The 16,408-nt window shown below is 73.5% G+C and carries 14 protein-coding genes; 7 read left to right on the forward strand and 7 right to left on the reverse strand.

Features of this window, described 5'->3' with window-relative positions:
- Positions 1-4: 4 nt before the first annotated feature.
- From BMY04_RS09790 to BMY04_RS09805, 4 genes are read left to right on the forward strand one after another with little or no spacing between them, the layout of a single operon-like run.
- On the forward strand, positions 5-1,384 hold the full coding sequence (locus BMY04_RS09790) for an ABC transporter substrate-binding protein (RefSeq protein WP_091179273.1): 1,380 nt from the start codon (positions 5-7) through the stop codon (positions 1,382-1,384).
- 27 nt (positions 1,385-1,411) lie between these two features.
- Positions 1,412-2,377: a carbohydrate ABC transporter permease gene (locus BMY04_RS09795; RefSeq protein WP_091179274.1), complete on the forward strand. Its 966-nt coding sequence runs from the start codon at positions 1,412-1,414 to the stop codon at positions 2,375-2,377.
- Complete coding sequence (locus BMY04_RS09800; protein ID WP_232506228.1) at positions 2,374-3,291, forward strand: carbohydrate ABC transporter permease; 918 nt, start codon at positions 2,374-2,376, stop codon at positions 3,289-3,291. Before BMY04_RS09795 ends, BMY04_RS09800 begins: the two co-directional genes overlap by 4 nt.
- Positions 3,288-4,376, forward strand: coding sequence for a glycoside hydrolase family 43 protein (locus BMY04_RS09805; RefSeq protein ID WP_091179276.1), 1,089 nt, complete (start codon positions 3,288-3,290; stop codon positions 4,374-4,376). The genes BMY04_RS09800 and BMY04_RS09805 overlap by 4 nt, the downstream gene beginning before the upstream one ends.
- 43 nt (positions 4,377-4,419) lie before the next feature.
- On the opposite strand, the gene BMY04_RS09810 is transcribed toward BMY04_RS09805, so the two are convergent.
- From BMY04_RS09810 to BMY04_RS09835, 6 genes are read right to left on the reverse strand one after another with little or no spacing between them, the layout of a single operon-like run.
- Positions 4,420-5,082: an ABC transporter ATP-binding protein gene (locus tag BMY04_RS09810; RefSeq protein ID WP_198410040.1), complete on the reverse strand. Its 663-nt coding sequence runs from the start codon at positions 5,080-5,082 to the stop codon at positions 4,420-4,422.
- Positions 5,075-5,779, reverse strand: a complete 705-nt coding sequence (locus BMY04_RS09815; protein WP_091179278.1) for an ABC transporter ATP-binding protein — start codon at positions 5,777-5,779, stop codon at positions 5,075-5,077. The genes BMY04_RS09810 and BMY04_RS09815 overlap by 8 nt, the downstream gene beginning before the upstream one ends.
- Entirely contained in the window at positions 5,776-8,925 is a 3,150-nt protein-coding gene (locus BMY04_RS09820; protein ID WP_139209816.1) for an FtsX-like permease family protein, read from the reverse strand. The genes BMY04_RS09815 and BMY04_RS09820 overlap by 4 nt, the downstream gene beginning before the upstream one ends.
- Positions 8,926-8,983: 58 nt before the next feature.
- Positions 8,984-9,910, reverse strand: coding sequence for a DUF5996 family protein (locus tag BMY04_RS09825; RefSeq protein ID WP_091179281.1), 927 nt, complete (start codon positions 9,908-9,910; stop codon positions 8,984-8,986).
- Between the two features lie 34 nt (positions 9,911-9,944).
- Positions 9,945-10,745, reverse strand: a complete 801-nt coding sequence (locus BMY04_RS09830; RefSeq protein WP_232506230.1) for an SDR family NAD(P)-dependent oxidoreductase — start codon at positions 10,743-10,745, stop codon at positions 9,945-9,947.
- Positions 10,746-10,781: 36 nt separating this feature from the next.
- A complete protein-coding gene (locus BMY04_RS09835; RefSeq protein ID WP_170854069.1) occupies positions 10,782-11,483 on the reverse strand; it encodes an SDR family NAD(P)-dependent oxidoreductase in 702 nt (233 codons plus the stop codon).
- A 210-nt stretch (positions 11,484-11,693) separates the two neighbouring features.
- Between BMY04_RS09835 and BMY04_RS09840 the strand changes: the two genes are divergently transcribed.
- From BMY04_RS09840 to BMY04_RS09850, 3 genes are all read left to right on the forward strand, one after another.
- Positions 11,694-12,257, forward strand: coding sequence for a flavodoxin family protein (locus BMY04_RS09840; RefSeq protein ID WP_091179286.1), 564 nt, complete (start codon positions 11,694-11,696; stop codon positions 12,255-12,257).
- A 180-nt stretch (positions 12,258-12,437) separates the two neighbouring features.
- A complete protein-coding gene (locus BMY04_RS09845) occupies positions 12,438-12,860 on the forward strand; it encodes a hypothetical protein (protein WP_091179288.1) in 423 nt (140 codons plus the stop codon).
- A gap of 53 nt (positions 12,861-12,913) precedes the next feature.
- Positions 12,914-14,962, forward strand: a complete 2,049-nt coding sequence (locus BMY04_RS09850) for a glycoside hydrolase family 15 protein (RefSeq protein WP_091179289.1) — start codon at positions 12,914-12,916, stop codon at positions 14,960-14,962.
- Between the two features lie 82 nt (positions 14,963-15,044).
- Here the strand turns inward: BMY04_RS09850 and BMY04_RS09855 are convergent, their stop codons facing one another.
- Positions 15,045-16,382: a dicarboxylate/amino acid:cation symporter gene (locus BMY04_RS09855; RefSeq protein ID WP_091179291.1), complete on the reverse strand. Its 1,338-nt coding sequence runs from the start codon at positions 16,380-16,382 to the stop codon at positions 15,045-15,047.
- Positions 16,383-16,408: the final 26 nt, after the last annotated feature.

Raw genomic sequence — 16,408 nt, forward strand, 5'->3', positions numbered from 1 at the left:
CTCGATGACGACGACCACCCCCCTCACGTCGACCGCGCGGGTCGACCCGCAGCTGTCGGCCATCGCCGCCGGGTTCAGCCGACGGCGCTTCCTCGTGCTCGGCGGTGCCGGGCTCGCCCTCGCCGCCTGCGGAGGAGGGAACAGCCCCGCCGGCCAGCCGGGCGCCCCCGACACCGGCTCGGGCGGTGCGGACTACACGGGGCCGGCCGTGACGCTGTCGTTCTGGAACGGCTTCACCGGCGGCGACGGCGACGTGATCAAGAAGATCGTCAACGAGTTCAACGCGGCCAAGCCGAACGTCAAGGTCGAGATGAACATCTACCAGTGGGCGGACTTCTTCACGAAGCTCCCCGCGGCCGTGAGCACCGGCAAGGGCCCCGACGTCGCGTGCATGCACATCGACGACATCCCGACGAACGCCGCCCGCAACGTCATCGTCCCGATCGACCAGGTGGCCAGCGCGCTGGGCCTGCAGGAGTCCGACTTCTCGCCCGCCGTGTGGCAGGGCGGCACGTACAAGGGCCAGCGCTTCGGGATCCCCCTCGACATCCACCCGCTGGCGATGTACTGGAACAAGGACGTCCTCGACAAGGCCGGGATCGACGCCGAGAAGCCGCCGACGAACCGCTCCGACTACGAGTCCGTGCTCGCCGAGCTCAAGGGCAAGGACACCCAGGGCTTCTGGGTCTCGCCGTTCCAGTTCACCGGCGCCTTCACCTACATGTCGCTGCTGTGGCAGTTCGGCGGCGACGCCTTCGACGCCGGCGTCACCAAGGCGACCTTCGACTCCCCGCAGGCCGTCGAGGCGCTGCAGTGGATGGTCGGCATGGTCGACCAGGGCTACAGCCCCAAGAACGTCGGCCAGGACGCGGACTACATCGCCTTCAAGAACAGCAAGAACGCGTTCAACTGGAACGGCATCTGGCAGATCAACGACCTCAAGGCCCAGAACAAGATCAACTGGGGTGTGGGGCCGGTCCCGCAGATCGGCAGCCAGCAGGGCGTCTGGGGCAACAGCCACCAGTTCGTGCAGCTGCGCCAGACCAAGCCCGACCAGAACAAGGTCGACGCGACGCGCTACTTCATCAACTGGGTGAGCCAGAAGTCGGCCGAGTGGGCCACGAGCGGCAAGATCCCCGCCAAGAAGAGCGTCGCCGAGAGCCCCGAGTTCAAGGCGCTCAAGGAGGAGTACTCGCTCGCCCCCGAGGCGGCGTACGTGCACTTCCCGCCGGCCGTCGCCGGCATCGGCGACGCCCTGACCGAGCTCTACAACGCGGTCAACTCCGCCGTCCTCGGCAAGGCCTCGCCGCAGCAGGCGCTGAGCGACAGCGCCAAGCGGGCGACGCAGATCCTGCAGGACAACCTCAAGAAGTACGGCGCGTGACGCGCGCCGCCGACGGGGGGACCTCGCGTGGCCGTCACCGCTGAGACGCGGGTCGGCGGGGCGGCGGCGCCGGTCGCCGCCGCCCGGCGTTCGCGTCGTGCCTCCGCGCCGCGGACGGGGCGGCGCTCCCGCCCGCTGACCGCCTACCTGTTCCTCGCGCCGTACCTGATCCTGTTCCTCGGCTTCATCGTCGCCCCGGCCGTCTTCGGGATCTGGATCAGCCTGCACGACTACGACTTCGTGCTGCCGTTCAAGCCCTGGGTCGGCCTCGCCAACTACGTCGACCTCTTCACGCCGGGCTCGCGCGACTTCGCCGACTTCTGGCAGAGCATGGGCGCCACGGGGATCTTCACCGGGCTGAGCGTCCCGTGCCTGGTCGTCCTGCCGCTCGGCATCGCGGTGCTGCTCAACCGGAAGTTCCCCGGGCGGACGTTCTTCCGCGCCGTCTTCTTCCTGCCGTACGTGCTGGGCGTGGCGGTCATCGGGCTGCTCTTCCGCTACCTCCTCGACCCGAATGTCGGGGTCGTGAACTACCTCCTCGGCAGCAGCATCCCGTGGACCACGGACCTGCCGTGGGTGTGGGTCAGCCTCGTCGGGATGACGGTCTGGTGGACGCTGGGCTTCAACGCGACGATCTACCTCGCCGGCCTCACCGACATCCCCCGCGAGCTCTACGAGGCGGCCGAGATGGACGGCGCCAACCGGGGCCAGCAGTTCTGGAACGTCACCCTGCCGGGCCTGCGGCCCGTGCTCGTGTTCGTGGTCACCACGACGATCCTGGCCTCGGCGAACATGTTCGGCCAGCAGCTGCTGCTGACCCACGGCGCGCCGGGCACTTCGACGCGCACCGTCATCGGCTACATCGCCACCGAGGGCCTCGGCAGCTTCCGGATGGGCGCGGCGGCGGCCATGAGCTACGTCCTGGCGGTCGCGCTGCTGATCTTGAGCCTGATCATCTTCCGCGTCTTCCGTGACCGACAGGACGAATCGTGAGCACCGCCGCCCTCCCCGCGTCCTCGACCACCGCCCAGGGGTCGGACGACAACCTCGAGCCGCAGCGGCACGGGCACGGCCCGCGCAGCTCGCCGCTCAGCCGGGTGACGTTCGTGGTGCTGCTGGTCGTCCTCACGGCGGTCTTCGTCGGCCCGCTGCTGTGGATGTTCCTGACGTCGTTCAAGACGCCCGACGGCGCCACCTCGATCCCGCCGCAGCTGTTCCCGCACCCGGCGACGGCCGACGGCTACCGGCCGCTGGTCGACACGGGCAGCCAGACGCCGGTGATCCGGTGGTTCGTCAACAGCCTGCTCGCGGGCGTGGCCAACTCGGTGATCGTCACGGCGACCGCCGCCCTGGCCGCGTACGCGCTGGCCCGGCTCGACTTCCCGGGCAAGAAGATCGTCTTCGCCATGATCATCGCGACGCTCTTCGTCCCGGGCTTCGTCTTCCTCATCCCGAACTACCTGATCGTCAACTCGCTGGGCTGGCTCGACACGCTCTGGGCGGTCATCGTGCCCAGCGCGGGCGGCGCCTTCGGGGTCTTCTTCCTGCGGCAGTTCTTCTCGAGCCTGCCCATGGAGCTCGAGGAGGCGGCCGAGATCGACGGCGCGAACCGCTGGCAGACGTTCGTGCGCGTCGTCCTGCCGCTGTCCAAGCCCGGCCTGTCGACGCTGCTGGTCCTGTCGTTCCTCACGAACTACAACGACTTCCTCTGGCCGGTGTTCGTGCTGTTCAGCCCGTCGAACCTGACGCTGCCCGCCGGGCTGTCGATCCTGCAGGGCGCCTTCACGATCAACTACCCCGTGGTCATGGCGGGGGCCGTGATCGCGAGCGTCCCCGCGATCGTGCTGTTCATCCTCGCTCAGCGCAACATCGTCGAGGGCGTCGCGCGCAGCGGGCTCAAGGGATGACGTCGGCGCGCCGGGCGGGGCGGTTCCCGGGGCTGGTGACGGTCCTGCTCGGCGTGCTGCTGCTCGGCGCCGCCTGCGCGTCGGGCGGTCCCGGCGCGTCCCCCTCCACCTCCTCGACGACGGCAGGAGCCGCCATGCTGGACAACCCCGTGCTCGGCCAAGGTGCCGACCCGTTCGTGACCGTGGTCGAGGGCCAGTACCACCAGGTGTTCTCGACCACCGACGGCCACGGGGTGGCGATGCGCAGCGCGAGCTCGCTCGCCACGCTCTCGACGGCCCCGGAGCAGCAGATCATCGCCGGCGGCAGCGACGGCTCGCCCTGCTGCGAGTGGTGGGCGCCTGAGGTGCACGAGATCGACGGGCGCTGGTACGTCTACGTGGCCGCCGACGACGGCGACAACGTCAATCATCGGACGTACGTCTACTCCGCCGACAGCGTCACCGGGCCGTACACGTTCGAGGGCAGGCTGCGGCTGCCGGGGGACCGGTGGGCCATCGACGCCACCGTCTTCGCGGTCGGCGACGCCTCGTACGTCGTCTGGTCGGGCTGGCCGGGCGCCACCAACGGCGAGCAGGACCTCTACCTCGCCCGCCTCTCGAGCCCGACGGCGGTGCAGGGGAAGGTCCTGCGGCTGTCCCGGCCGGAGCTCGACTGGGAGACCCACGCCGGTTCGGTCGGGGTGCTCGTCAACGAGGGCCCGGCGGTGCTGGTGCGGGACGGCAAGGTGTTCGTCACCTACTCCGGCTCGGGCTGCTGGACCCCGCAGTACGCGCTGGGGATGCTCACCGCCGACGCCGGGGCCGACCTGCTCGACGCCGGTTCCTGGACGAAGTCGCCCGCGCCGGTCTTCGCCCCGGTCGAGGAGAGCGGGCTCTACGGCACCGGGCACAACAACTTCTTCACCTCGCCCGACGGCCGGCAGACCTGGATCCTCTACCACGCGGTGACCAACCCCGAGGGCAGCTGCGGGGCCGACCGCGAGGTCTACGCGCAGCCGATCACCTTCGCGGCGGACGGCACGCCCCAGCTCGGCACCCCGTCCGCCGACCCCGTCCCGCTGCCCTCCGGCGACCCTGGCGCGTAGCCCTCTCTCGCGGTCGAACCGCGGCCGCGGAGCGGCAGGGACGTCAGGCGGGGCGAAGCAGACCCGCCTCGAGGTGGACGCGGCTGTCGCAGCGGGCGGCGACGTCGGGGTCGTGGGTGGCGAGGACGACGGCCGTGCCCGTGCGTGCCGTGGCGAGGATCGCGTCGAGCGTGCCCGCCCGGTGGGCGACGTCCTGCTCGGCGGTCGGTTCGTCCGCGAGCAGCACGTCGGGACGCAGCGCCAGCGCGCGGGCGACGGCCGCGCGCTGCTGCTGGCCGCCGGAGAGCTCCTCGACGAGGTGCTCGGAACGTTCGCCGAGGCCGACCGCGTCCAGGGCCTCCCGGGCCCGCCCACGGGCCTGCGCCGTCGGCAACCCGGCGGCGAGCAGGGGCAGCTCGACGTTCTCCGCCGCCGTGAGCAGCGCGACGAGCCCGTAGCCCTGGAACACCACTCCGAGCCGCGGCCGCAGTCCGCGTCCGTGGTCGACGAGCGGGCGGCCGTCGAGCAGGACCGCGCCGCGCTCCGGCACCGCGAACCCCGCGAGCACCGTGAGCAGGACCGTCTTGCCGGAGCCGGACGGCCCGGTCAGCGCCACCCGCTCGCCGCCGCGGAGGGTCAGGTCGACGCCGCGCAGCACCTCGACCCCACCGCGGCTCACGTGCAGGTCGCGGGCGGACAGCTCGACCGCCCTCCGCCCGTCAGCCACGGTCCGGTCCGCTCGTCAGCCGGCCGTCGTGGATGGTGTGCTCGACGTCCAGGCGCCGGCTGACCTCGCGGTCGTGGGTGACGACGACGAGGGCGGTCCCGCGCTCCTCGCGGGCCCGCACCATCAGCTCCAGCACCACCTCGCCCGTGGCGCGGTCCAGCTGGCTGGTCGGTTCGTCGGCGAGCAGCAGCGGCGGGTCCCCGGCCAGGGCGACGGCCAGGGCGAGGCGCTGCTGCTGGCCGCCGGACAGGTGCCGGGCCGCGGTGCCCGCCCACGGCAGCAGCCCCACCGCCTCGAGCAGCCCGTCGACCTCCCGGCCCCGCTCGGCGCGGGTCCCGCCCGCGGACCGCTGCGCGAAGGTCACGTTGCGCCGGGCGGACGCGTACGGGAGCAGGTTGCGCCCCGGGGTCTGCAGCACGATGCCGAGGGAGCGCGCCCGCACGCCGAGCAGCGCCCGTTCGGTGAGGCCGCCCAGGTCGGTGCCGGCGACGCTCACGCGGCCGGCGGTCGGGCGGACGAGCCCGGCCAGGACGGTGAGGAGGGTCGACTTGCCGGACCCGGACGGGCCGACGAGCGCGACCGCCTGGCCCGGGGCGACCTCGAGGTCCACCGCGTCGAGGGCGACGACCTCGGTGCCGTCGGTGTCGGGGTAGACGTGCGTGACGCCCTCGCAGCGCACGACCGGTCCCGCGCTCACGCGGGTGCCTCGCGGAGCTGGTCGACGTGGGCGGCCCGCACGAGGCTGGTGGAGCTGGCCACGACGGCCAGCGCGAGCACGACGACACCCACGGCCAGGCTCAGCAGCACCGGCCCGACCTGGAGGTCGTAGCGCAGCGGCGGGGCGGTCGGTGCGTCCGAGAACTCCGGCACGACCGGCAGAGCGAGCGTCGCGGCGGCGATCCCGGCCGCCGTCCCGACCACCAGGCCGAACAGCACGAGGACGCCCTGCTCGAGGAAGAGGGACGCCAGCAGGGTGCGGCGCCGCAGCCCGAGGGCGGCCATCGCCGCGAGCTCGTACGTCCGCCGGCGCCCGTTGAGGTGCAGGGTGAGCGCCGCACCGCCGCCCGCGAGGACGGCGGCCAGGCCGGACCCGGCGAGGAACAGCAGGAGGGCCAGCGCCGGTCCCTGGCGCCCGTAGACCTGCGCCAGCTCCGAGGCCGACGTGGTCGCGAGCACGGTGACGCCGGCGTCGGTCAGCCGCGCCGACGCGCTGGACGTCGCACCCCGGGCCACCCACACGGTCTCGATGTCGCGGTAGACCGAGCCCTCCGACGCGCGCAACGCGCTCGTCCGGTCGACGAGGACGCCCCGGTCGCCGCCGCCGGGCAGCGAGGGGACCACCGTCACGGGAGCGAGCGGCAGCGCGTTGGCGCCGAAGCCCGCGCTGCGGCTGCGGCTGTCCGTCGGCAGGCCGGCGCCGACCAGGGCGGGCAGCGACGCGGGATGGTCCGCGACCTGCCAGGACGGCCCGTCGGCCAGGCCGGCCTCGACGGCGAGCGTCGTACCGCCCGGTCCGGACGTCGCGGCGCCGGCGCCGATGGTGGCGGGCCGCCACCCGCCGTCGGTGCCGAGCGCGGCCGGCAGGTCCTGCCAGCCGTCGCTGCCACGCACCTCCAGGCCCGTGAGGGTGAGGCTGCCGCGGAAGGCGAACAAGCCCTGGTCGCGCCGCAGCTCGAGGCCCGCCAGCCGGCAGGTCTTCGCGGCGCAGGGCAGGTCGGCCTCGAGCGTGCGACGACCGGGGCCGATGGGTCCCAGGACGACCGGGGTGGTTCCGCCGAGGGCGCTGGGCTGCACGACGTCGGCCACGAGCAGCAGCGGCTGCGGCGCGTTCATCGCGGTGACGTCCACCGAGACGCGCAGGCGGTCGCCCTCGAGCAGCACCGGCGGCGCGGCGGGGACGCGGAGGCCGGCGGCGAGCTCGGCGAGCGGGGCCGGTCCGAGGTCGGAGCGCCAGTAGGCGATCCGGGCGAACCGGTCCGGCTCCACCGCGGTCAGCAGGGCCGGCGGCAGGCGGGTGAAGTCGGTGGCGGTGCTGACGGCGGTCAGCTGCGTCCCGCCGGGGTCGACGCGGTCGACCACGTCGGCCAGGTCGGTGCCCGGAGGGACGCCGACGCTCAGGACCTCGGCGGCACCGACCTCCGTCCAGGCCCGGTCGTGCGCGTTCGCGCGGGCCACCGACCAGGCGTCGACGCCGAACACGACGAGCCCGAAGGCGACGGTCAGCAGCAGCGCGAGCCGCAGCGTGCCGGGGCGTCGGCCCAGCTGGCGCACGGCGAGGAGCGCCGCGACCCGGCCGCGGCGCCGCGTCGGTCCGTACGCCGCCCGGCACAGCCCGGGCAGCACCCGCGAGCCGACGAGGGCCGCGGCCAGGATGACCAGGCTGGGGGCGACGAGGGCGAGGGCACCTGGTCCTCCGGCTCCGCCGAGGCCGGACGCGGCGGACGGGCGGAGCAGGCCCACGAGGCCGGCGACGGCCACCGCGACCACCACGACGTCGACGACCCACGAGCGGGCGGCGACGCGGCGGGTCGCGCGGCGCCACTGCTCCACGACCGGGCGGCGCAGCGTGCGGGACGTGGCGAGCACGGCGGCGACCGCGGCTCCCGCACCCGCGCCGGCCGCCGCCCAGCCCGTCGCCGCGGTGAGGACGACGGGCACGCCCGGGGCGAGCTGGGCCCGGGCGAGCGCGGTCGTCCAGCCCCACGCCAGGCCGAAGCCCAGCGGCACCGCGACCACCACGAGCAGCACCGTGTCCAGCAGGCCGATCGCGACCGTCGTCGAGGTGGGGACCCCGCGCAGCTTGGCGAGCGCCACCTCCGGGCCGCGCGCCTCGGCGGCGTTCGCGACGACGAGGAACAGCACCAGCCAGCACAGGACCAGCAGCTGGGCCTCGACGACCAGGACCGGCAGCCGCAGCGCGGCCACGACGGCGGCCGCCTGCTGCAGCACCACGGTGGCGGCCGTGTCGCCGGTGACGCCGCTCCCGTCCAGGCTCGTCCAGGTCAGCACCTCGGCCGTGAGCGCGGGCAGGTCGGTGACCCGGATCGCGTCGAGGTCGAGGTGCCGGTCGACGGTGGCCTCGGTCGAGGCGTCGGGGCCCTGGTCCTCGACGGAGCTGCGCGGGCCGATCAGCGCGTCCAGCCCCGAGGCGTCCGGGCCGAGGTACGCGGGGCCGCCCGGCCCGGCGTACGCGACGAAGTAGGGGTGCCCGGCCCAGTAGTCGCCGGCCACGTCGAGGGGCACGTAGGTGCCGGCGAGCACCAGGTCCTGCGTCCCGACCCGCAGCCGCTCGCCCGCCGTCCAGCCCTCGAGCCCGGCGGTGGACGCGGTCGCCATGACGCTGCCCGGCGACTGCGCGCAGGTTCCGCCGACCATGCGGACGTGGGCGCACACGCCGTCGCGCCAGACCAGCGAGACCGGCTCCGGCGTCGCGCCGGCCGCTCCCACCAGCACAGGGGTCTCCAGCGAGGCCACCGGGTCGGTGAGCAGGCGGGCGAGGGTGGGGCGTTCGCCCAGCTTGTCCTGGTCCCGGTCGAGGACGCGCTGGACGGGGTCGTCGGAGACCGGGCCGCTGTAGTGGTCGGCCACGCCGCGACCCGACGGCAGGGCCTGGGCGAGGGTGTCGCGCAGCACCGACTCACCGGCGGCGCGCAGGAACAGCGGCCCGGTCACCGCAGCGCCGACGACCAGCGAGGCGACCACGAGCACGGCCAGCGACACCCAGCGCCGGAACCACAGGCCCTGCAGGACGAGCGCGAGGTCGTCGCGGCGGGGGAGCGCACCCCTCGGGGCAGCAGCACGGCGGGAGGCGACGGCCGCGCCCGGAGAAGTTAGCCGCGCCATGGACCGATCGTATGGAGGCTCCTCGGACGGGCCGGGCGCCGGTGAGACGCGGCCGCGCTCACGCGGTGGGAGGCCAGCCCGCGAGTCCGGCCGCGGCGGCGTGGGTCTCGCGCAGGAACCCGAGCAGCGTCGCCGCGGGGTCGGCGGCGGCCCGCACGCTCGCGTAGGGGAGCACGAACTCGCCGAGGCCGCCGTCGTACGCGGCGTCCGGCGTCGCGAGGACGGTGTCGGCGTAGCCGGCGGGCTCGGGGTAGGCGTACGCGTAGAACGCGCCCTCGTCGCGGCCGCCGGGCCAGTAGCCGCAGCTCGCGAGCTCGGCGTCGTACGCCTCGCGCATCACCCGGTCCGGGCAGTTCGGGACGCCGCCCGGGTGCTCGGGAGCGGGCCGGCCCGAGAAGCGGGTCACGGCGAGGTCGAAAGCGCCCCAGAAGAAGTGCACCGGGCTCGCCTTGCCGCGGAACTCCGCGCGGAACGTCCCCAGCACCGAGGCCGCCGAGACGAGCGAGGTGAAGAACGACCGCACCGCGGCGGCGTCGTACGAGGCGTGCCCGGTGTCCTGCGCGAACGGCGTCACCTCGGCGATCTCCACGGGCACCGGGTCCAGGCGCACGTCGACGTCGAGGTCGGCGAGGTGGGTGCGGTACTCGGCGTAGAAGTCCGCGACGCTGCGCGGCTCCAGCCGCATCGTGCGCCGCCGGCCGTCCGTGGTGGCCAGGCGCAGCTCGTGGTCGACCAGGTCGATCGCGACCTCGAGGCCGCGCCCGTCGAGAGGCAGCAGCGGGGTCGCCAGGCCGGAGGCGGTGAGACGGAGGGTCACGCCCCACCAGTGGTTCAGCGGGGGTGCGAGGGCGAGGGCGGTCTTGCCGACGACCTGCGTCCACAGGTGCAGCGTGTCGCGGGTGTCCTGCCAGTCCACGACCGGGAGCGCCGGCCAACCCGGCTGCCCCTGCGCCTGCGCGTGCTCCTCCGGCTGCGGCTCGCTCATGGCCCGCATCCTGCCGTGCGGCCCGTCGCCACGGTCACGGCAGGATCGAGTCGACGTAGCCGCCGTCGACCCGGAGCGCGCCGCCCGTGGTGGCGGAGGCGAGGTCGGAGGCGAGGTAGACGACGAGGTTGGCGATCTCCTCGGGCTCGATCAGGCGCTGCAGCAGCGACTGCGGGCGGTGGGTTCGCATGAACTCGCGCTGCGCCTCCTCCCAGCCGAGGCCGGGGTCGACGAGGGAGTGGACGAAGTCCTCGACCCCGCCGGTGTGGGTGGGTCCCGCGATGACCGCGTTGACCGTCACGCCGGTGCCCGCCGCGGCCTTCGCGAACCCTCGCGACGCGGCGAGCAGCGCCGCCTTGCTCGTCCCGTAGTGGATCATCTCGGCCGGGATCACGACCGCCGAGTCGCTGGCGATGTTGAGGACGCGGCCCCAGCCGGCCTCCTGCATGCGCGGCAGGTAGGCGCGGGTCAGGCGGACGGCGCTCAGCACGTTCACGTCGAAGTAGCGCCGCCACTCGTCGTCGTCGATCTCGAGCGCCGGGGTCGCCCCGAACACGCCGAGGTTGTTCACGAGGACGTCGACCTCGGGGTGGGCGGCGACCAGCCGCTCGACCGCGTCCGCGTCGGTCACGTCGGCCGCCACACCGGTGAACCGGCCCTCCGGCACCTCCTTCGCCAGCCGGTCGACGGCCTCCTCCACCCGTGCCGCGCCGCGCCCGTTCACCAGCACCTGCGCGCCCGCGCGGCCGAGCCCGTGCGCGATGGCGAGGCCGATGCCTCCCGTCGAGCCCGTGACGAGGGCGGTGCGGCCGGACAGGTCGAGGCTGATGCTCACGCCTCTGTCCTACCCCGCTCGCCCCGTCCGCGGCCCTCAGGGCAGCCGGTGCGGCTGCAGGTGGATCTCGGTCGGGCAGCCGCGGTCGGGGAAGTCGACGACGAAGGCCACGGCGGCCGCCACGTCCTCGGGCCGCAGCAGCGCCGCGCGCTGCTCGTCGGTCATCGGGGCCAGCAGCGAGCCGCCCGCGGCGACCATGCCGGGCGACACCAGGCTCACCTTGACCCCGTGGGCCCGCACGTCGAGGTAGGTCGCCCGCGCCAGGCCGGTCAGCCCGTGCTTGGTGGCGACGTACGCGGCGTTGTGGGGGTACGCGACGTGCCCGGCGCCCGAGCCGAGGTAGACCAGCGCGGACGGGGCCGCGGCCACGAGGTCGGGCAGCACCAGGCTCGTGAAGACGGCGGGCGCGGTGAGGTTGACCTCGGCCAGGGCGCGCCAGCGTGCCGGGTCGGAGTCCTGGCCGTCGGCCCAGTCGAACAGGCCTGGCGTCCACACCGCGACGCCGAGCGGGCCGTCCTCCCGGAGCGCGGCCAGGCCGGTGGCCATCGCCGCGTCGTCGCTCACGTCGACCTCGCGGGTCCTCACGTGGGCCGAGCGGCAGCCGGCGGCCGCCGCGCGGAGCCGCTCGGCGTCGCGGCCCCAGAGGGTGATCCGGTCGGTCCTGGCCGACAGCTCGGTCGCCACGGCCGCGCCGATCTCGCTGGTCGCGCCGACGACGAGGGCCTGGTGCACCTGCACGGCCCCAAACCTAGGACCGCGCAGGCCTCGGGGACGGGTGCACACGAACCAGCGGGGCCGGGCGAGGAGGACCGGCTGGCCCGCACGCCGCCGCGCGGCCTGGCGTCGGGGTCGGCGACTTTGGCGACACGCGTGGCAGGGCCGGTCGCGGCTGCGGAATAGCGCCGTGTCCGATATGGTTGAGCCGTCAACTACTCCCGAGGAGGCGCCATGACCACCAAGGTCACGATCATCTACTACTCCCAGACCGGCACCGTCGCGACGATGGCCGCCCGGCTCGCCCAGTCCGCCGAGGCGCAGGGCGCCGAGGTGCGGCTGCGCTCCGTGGGCCGCGACAACGACGAGGCCGTCGCCGGCGAGCCCCAGCGCCCGACCGCCGACGACATCGTGTGGGCCGACGTGGTCCTCTTCGGCTCGCCGACGCGCTACGGCAACATCGCCGGCCGCCTCAAGGTCTTCATCGACAGCCTCGGCGCCCAGTGGGCCCAGGGCCAGCTCGCCGACAAGGTCTACGCCGGCTTCACCTCCAGCCAGACGCTGCACGGCGGCCAGGAGACGACCCTCATGGCGCTGTACCAGACGATCATCCACTTCGGCGGCATCCTCGTGACCCCGGGCTACACCGACGGCAGCAAGTTCGTCGACGGCAACCCGTACGGCGTCAGCCACGTCACCGGCGGCGGCAACGACATCCCCGTCGGCGAGGTCACCAACACCGCGCTCGACCACCTGGTCACCCGGGTCATCGGCATCAGCCGCCGGCTGTCCGCCTGAGCAGGCGTCCGCAGGAGGCTGCCGGACGACCCGCCAGGTAAGGGTCGTCTGAGCAGTTGTTGAAGATTCACCGAGACCCCGGGACGACCCTCGTCACCGGGGTCTCGCGCTCCTACTGTTCCTCCACTACATCTCTTGCCGGGCAGGCTTCCTCCCCGGCTGGAGCCACAAGGGGGGCGCGTGGAGTGGGGGCTCGTCCTGCTCGTCGCCGTGCTGGCGAGCGGCTTGGGTTTCGCGGGTGGACAGCTGGCGGTCGTCACCGACCGCCGACGGCGACACGCCGAGGCGCGTGTCCCGGACGCGGCGTTCGCCCTGGAGCACGTCGAGGACCAGACCTGGTCCCTGGTGAACGTGGGCCGTGGCAACGGCGGGCTGGTGAGCGTGGTGCCCTTCACCGAGGGCATCGAGACCTGGCCGCCCCGAGCGCTGCCGGGGCAGGTCGAGAGCGTCGTGTCCGAGGTGCTCCCGACGCTGGCGCCGGGCCAGTCCATGAGCGTCTGGCTCAGCCGCTACGACCGGGGTCAGCGCGTCATCGTCAGCTGGACCTCGGAGGACAACGTGCGCCGCGGGCCGGTGACGCTCGAGCTGCCCGACCCCGGCTGACCCTCGTCGGGGGTGCCCTTGTCACGTGATCATGGAACCGGGATGCTTCCCCCATGGCGAACACGAGCGGGGGCCGCCCGCGGCCGCGAGGTGACCACGAGCAGCTCGGCAGCCCGGGAGCGGTCGTCCGGTCCACGCCGATCGGCGACTACGGGTTCCTGAGCGACGGCGAGGTCTCGGCCCTGCTCTCGCCCAACGGGGCGATCGAGTGGATGTGCGTGCCGCGCTTCGACGCGCCGAGCGTGTTCGGGCGGATCCTCGGGCGGGGGGCCGGAGCGTTCCGGGTCGCCCCCGACGACGTGCTCGTCCCGGCCGAGATGCGCTACCTGCCCGGCACGATGATCATCGAGACGAGCTGGGGAACCCCGACGGGCTGGATCATCGTCCGCGACGCCCTCGTCATCGGGCCCTGGCACCACGAGGGCGACCGGTCGCGCACCTACCGGCGCACCCCCAACGACTACGAGGCCGAGCACATGCTCGTGCGCACCATCCGCTGCGTCTCGGGCGAGGTGCAGACGGTCATGGACTGCGAACCGGTCTTCGGCTACGGCCGCGACCACGCGCGCTGGGAGTACAACGGCGACAGCTACTACTCGGGCACCGCGACCGACGGCGCCGACGCGCCGCCGGTCACCCTCACCAGCGACCTCAAGATCGGCTTCGAGGGCGGGCAGGCGAGCGCCCGGACGCTGCTCAAGCAGGGCGACACCCGCTTCGTGTGCCTCTCCTGGGGCGGCGCGGTGCCGCCGACGACGTACGAGGAGGCCTACCAGAAGGTCGTCTGGACGGCCCACCACTGGCAGCACTGGCTGGCGCGGGGACGGTTCCCCGACCACCCCTGGCGCGGCTACCTGCAGCGGTCCGCGCTGACGCTCAAGGGGCTGACGTACGCCCCGACCGGCGCCATCGCCGCGGCCGGCTCGACGTCGCTGCCCGAGACGCCCGGCGGCAACCGCAACTACGACTACCGCTACACCTGGATCCGCGACGCCACGTTCGCCCTGTGGGGGCTCTACTCCCTGGGCTTCGACTGGGAGGCGGTCGACTTCTTCTCCTTCATCGCCGACCTGGTGGCCGACCAGCAGGACATCCAGATCATGTACGGCATCGGCGGGGAGAAGGAGCTCACCGAGCGCGAGCTCGACTGGCTCGGCGGCTACGCCGGGTCGCGCCCGGTCCGGATCGGCAACGCCGCGTACGCCCAGCGCCAGCACGACGTGTGGGGCGCGCTGCTCGACTCGGTCTACCTGCACTTCAAGGCCGCCGACCACCTCGACAACCGCATCTGGGGGATCCTCGACGCCCAGGTCGGCGAGGCGCTGAAGTACTGGCGCGACCCCGACGCGGGCATCTGGGAGGTGCGCGGCCAGCTTCAGCACTTCACGTCGTCCAAGATCATGTGCTGGGTCGCGGTCGACCGCGGCGCCAAGATCGCCCGCATGACCGGTGAGGTCGGCAAGGCCGACGAGTGGGAGCTCGCCGCCCAGGAGATCAAGGAGGACATCCTCGCCAACGGCGTCGACGAGCGCGGGGTCCTGACCCAGCACTACGGCACGACCGCCCTCGACGCGTCGCTGCTGCTCGCGCCGCTCGTGCGCTTCCTCCCACCGGAGGACCCGATCATCCGGGCCACCGTGCTGGCGGTCGCCGACGAGCTCACGGTCAACGGGCTCGTGCTGCGCTACAAGGTGGAGGAGACCGACGACGGGTTCAGCGGCGAGGAGGGCAGCTTCACCATCTGCTCCTTCTGGCTGGTGTCGGCGCTGTGCGAGATCGGGGAGTACGACCGGGCCCGCAAGCTGTGCGCCCGCCTGCTGTCCTTCGCCGGTCCGCTGGCGCTCTACGCCGAGGAGATCGACGCGCACTCGGGGCAGCACCTCGGCAACTTCCCGCAGGCCTTCACGCACCTGGCGCTGATCAACGCCGTCCTGCACGTGATCAAGCTCGAGGCCGACCACGCCGACCTCGCCCCGGGTGCGTGGGCCGGGTCGGTGGAGCCGACGGAGGCCTACCCGAAGGTCGGGCCCGGGCTGGCCGCGGCCACCGCGGACGACGCCCTCGACCCCACGGGCGCCTCCGACGGTGAGGACGTGCCGTGAGCGTCGAGGGGTAGGACGCGCACGAGGCGCCCCTCCGGTGCGGAGGGACGCCTCGTGACGGGGCCGCGGACGGGCGCTGGGCTCAGGCGTGCACGAGCGCGGGCTCCGGACGCTCCTCGTCGATCGAGGAGACCTTGGCGCCGTTGTAGACGTCGAGGTCGATCAGCCCGTTGCGCTTGGCCACGATGGTCGGCACGAGGGCCTGGCCGGCGACGTTCGTCGCGGTCCGCATCATGTCGAGGATCGGGTCGATGGCCAGCAGCAGGCCGACGCCCTCGAGCGGCAGGCCCAGGGTGGACAGCGTCAGCGTGAGCATGACGACCGCGCCGGTGATGCCGGCCGTGGCCGCGGAACCGACGACCGAGACGAAGGCGATGAGCAGGTAGTCGGTGAGCCCGAGCGGGATCCCGAAGAGCTGCGCCACCGTGATCGCCGCGAGCGCGGGGTAGATCGCGGCGCAGCCGTCCATCTTGGTCGTCGCGCCGATCGGGACGGCGAAGGAGGCGTAGTCCTCCGAGACGCCGAGGTTCTTGGTGACGACCCGCTGCGTCAGCGGCAGGGTGCCGACCGAGCTGCGCGAGACGAAGGCGAACTGGATCGCGGGCCACGCGCCGGCGAAGAAGCGCCGCGGGCTCAGGCCGTGCGCACGGGCCAGCAGCGGGTAGACGACGAAGAGCACGATCGCGCAGCCGACGTAGACGTCGACGGTGAAGACGGCGAGCGGGGCGACGAGGTCCCAGCCGTACTGGGCGACGGCCCGGCCGATCAGGCCCGCCGTGCCGATCGGCGCGAGGCGGATGACCCACCAGGTGATCTTCTGGAAGACCGCCAGCGCGCCGCGCACGACGCCGAGGAACGGCTCGGCCGGCTCGCCGACCGCCAGCGACGCCGCGCCGATGACGATGCCGAGCACGACCAGCTGCAGGACGTTGAACGACAGGCCGCTCGTCGAGGACGTCAGGCCCAGGACGTTGGCGGGGACGATCGAGGTGAGGAAGTCGAGCCAGGACCCGGTGTGCGCGGGGGCCTGGGCGCCGGCCGTCGTGATGCTGGCGCGCGAGCCCGGGTTGGTCACCAGGCCGATGACGATGCCGATCGTGACCGCGATCAGGGCGGTGATGGCGAACCAGACGAGGGTCTGCACGGCCAGCCGGGCCGCGTTGGTCACCTGGCGCAGGTTGGCGATGCTGACGATGATCGCCGTCAGCACCAGCGGCACGACGACGACCTGGAGCAGCTGGACGAACGTGCTGCCGACGGTCTTGAGGGTGGTGGCGAGCCAGCCGACCTGGCCCTCGCGGGCGACGAAGCCGAGCGCGAGACCGACGGCGAGGCCGAGCAGGACCTGGGCCCAGAACGGGAGCCGGAGGCCGCGCCTCGCGGGCGCGGTCTCAGCGGCCTCAGTGGAGGAAGAAGACACGGAAGGACCTCGTAGGGAGTGAGTGC

The organism is Microlunatus flavus, from assembly GCF_900110855.1.
GTDB classification, from domain to species: Bacteria; Actinomycetota; Actinomycetes; order Propionibacteriales; family Propionibacteriaceae; genus Microlunatus; species Microlunatus flavus.